This is a genomic window from Microbacterium sp. Bi128, from assembly GCF_918698205.1.
The window spans coordinates 1-2283 of the sequence record NZ_CAKKMM010000814.1 but is presented as its reverse complement, the minus strand read 5'-3'; the positions used below and the strand labels follow the sequence as shown (position 1 = coordinate 2283).

General features: G+C 64.9%; 3 protein-coding genes. All 3 read left to right on the top strand.

Translation table 11 applies throughout. From position 1 onward, the window contains the following. The coding region (locus LQV45_RS26620) for an AMP-binding protein (RefSeq protein ID WP_230009724.1) at positions 1-895 on the top strand (895 nt) is incomplete at its 5' end. Between the two features lie 2 nt (positions 896-897). Beyond that, positions 898-1404, top strand: coding sequence for a MarR family winged helix-turn-helix transcriptional regulator (locus tag LQV45_RS26615; RefSeq protein WP_223914576.1), 507 nt, complete (start codon positions 898-900; stop codon positions 1402-1404). Positions 1405-1458: 54 nt separating this feature from the next. Next, positions 1459-2283 (top strand): putative zinc-binding metallopeptidase (locus tag LQV45_RS26610; protein WP_230009722.1); only part of this gene is annotated, 825 nt, incomplete at its 3' end.

The following is a 2283-nucleotide window of genomic DNA, read 5'->3' as shown; positions in this document are numbered from 1 at the left end:
CGCCAGGGCGCTCATGGAGCAGATGGACCGCGAATCCGTGACCAGCTTCTGCGCCCCGCCCACGGTCTGGCGGATGCTGATCCAGGCCGATCTCACACTGCTCAAGAATCCGCCCACCAAGGTGGTATCCGCCGGCGAACCGCTCAATGCCGAAGTGATCGACCAGGTCCACCGCGCATGGGGGCAAACCATCCGGGACGGCTTCGGCCAGACCGAATCGACCGTGCAGATCGCGAACACCCCGGGCCAGCCGATCAAGATCGGCGCCATGGGCAAGCCGCTGCCTGGCTACGACGTCGTGCTTGTGGACCCCGCTACTGGTGAGGAGGCTGACGACGGCGAGCTCTGCCTGCGCCTCGACCCCCGCCCCGTGGGGCTCATGAAGGCGTACTACGGCGACCCGGACAAGACGGCGGAGGCTTTCCGTGACGGCTACTACCACACGGGGGACATGGCGAGCCGGGACGAGCGCGGCATCATCACGTATGTGGGCCGCGGCGACGACGTCTTCAAGTCCTCCGACTACCGGCTGTCCCCGTTCGAACTGGAGAGCGTGCTGATTGAGCACCCGGCAGTGGCGGAGGCCGCCGTCGTCCCCTCCCCTGACCCGCTCAAGCTGTCAGTGCCGAAGGCGTTTGTGGTCCTGGCGGCCGGCCACCAGCCGGGCCCCGAGCTGGCCGAAGACATCCTGCGGTACTGCCGGGAGCACCTGGCGCCGTTCAAAAGGATCCGCCGGCTGGAGTTTGCCGAGCTCCCCAAGACGATCTCCGGCAAGATCCGGCGCGTGGAGCTGCGGCACAGCGAGGAAGTGCGCCACGGCGGCGGGCCCGTCCCGGAAGGCCTCGGCGTCGAGTACTCCGACTCCGATTTCCCCGGGCTCAAGGGTCAGGGCTGAACATGGGAACACCGCTGCCGCGAGATCCGATTGCCGACGCCCGGCTGAACTGGGAGCGCCACGGCTGGTCCGACGTCGCCGCCCCGATGGCCGCCATCACCGCCATCATGCGGACCCAGCAGATCCTGCTCGGCCGGATCGAGACGGTGCTCAAGCCGTTCGGGCTCACCTTTGCCCGGTACGAGCTGCTCGCGTTGCTCAGCTTCGCCCGCAGCGGGGCGCTGCCCATGAACAAGGCGAGCGCGCTGCTGCAGGTCCACCCCACCTCAGTCACCAATGCCGTGGACCGGCTCCAGGAGGCCGGGCTGGTGATCCGCTCGCCGCACCCCACGGACGGCCGCACCACCCTGATCGAACTCACCCCGGAAGGCCGCACCCTGGCCAAACGGGCGACGGCGGTGCTGAACTCCGAGGTCTTTGGCCAGTCCGGCTTCGCGGACCAGGACGTGGACCAGCTGATCCGGATCCTGGGCACGTTCCGCCGGAACGCCGGTGATTTCAGCGGCTGAGACCCGGGCGCCGGGCACCGGGTGAAGCCCGGTGGCCGCGGCTAAGATCATGAAGTGAAAAAACAATCCTGCGGTGTCTGCGGTTCGAGCGTGTACTTTGAAAATTCGGTCTGCCTGCACTGCGGAACTAACTTGGCATACCTGCGGAACGCCCGCGCCATAGTCGCAACAGGCAGTCAGGGACAGTACACCGATGAGTCGGGAGCCACTTGGCACCGGTGCGCTAATTTTTTGCTTTCCGGTTGCACTTGGCTTGCCCCGGAGGGCGGCAGTCAGTGCTTCAGCTGTGAGCTCACGCGGACTCGCCCGAACGACAGCGACGCCAAAGGCCTATCGCAGTTCATTGCGGCTGAGCGGGCCAAGCGTCATCTCATTGCTGAGCTCGATGGGCTGGGCCTGCCGATCATCACGCGCACAGAAGACCCCGACGGGGGACTTGCTTTCGACCTGTTGTCCAGTGTCAAGGAAAATGTGGTGATCGGTCATGCTGACGGTGTGATCACCATCAATCTGGCCGAAAGCGACGATGCCTATCGGGAACGAATGCGTACCCAACTCGATGAACCATACCGGACGATGCTCGGGCATTTCCGGCATGAAGTGGGGCATTATTTTGAGACGGTGCTGGTATTCAGCGATGACGGACGAACGCGCGAGGCGCGTAATCTCTTTGGCGACGACACCAAGGACTACCAGGCAGAGATAGACCGCCACTACAGCGAAGGCGCCCCGGCGGACTGGAATGAACGGTTCATCTCAAAGTACGCAACCATGCACCCCTACGAGGACTTTGCGGAGTCGTTCGCCCATTACCTCCACATCTGCGACACCCTCGACACCGCCCGGGAATTCGGACTCATCCCAGGCACTCCCCGGGGG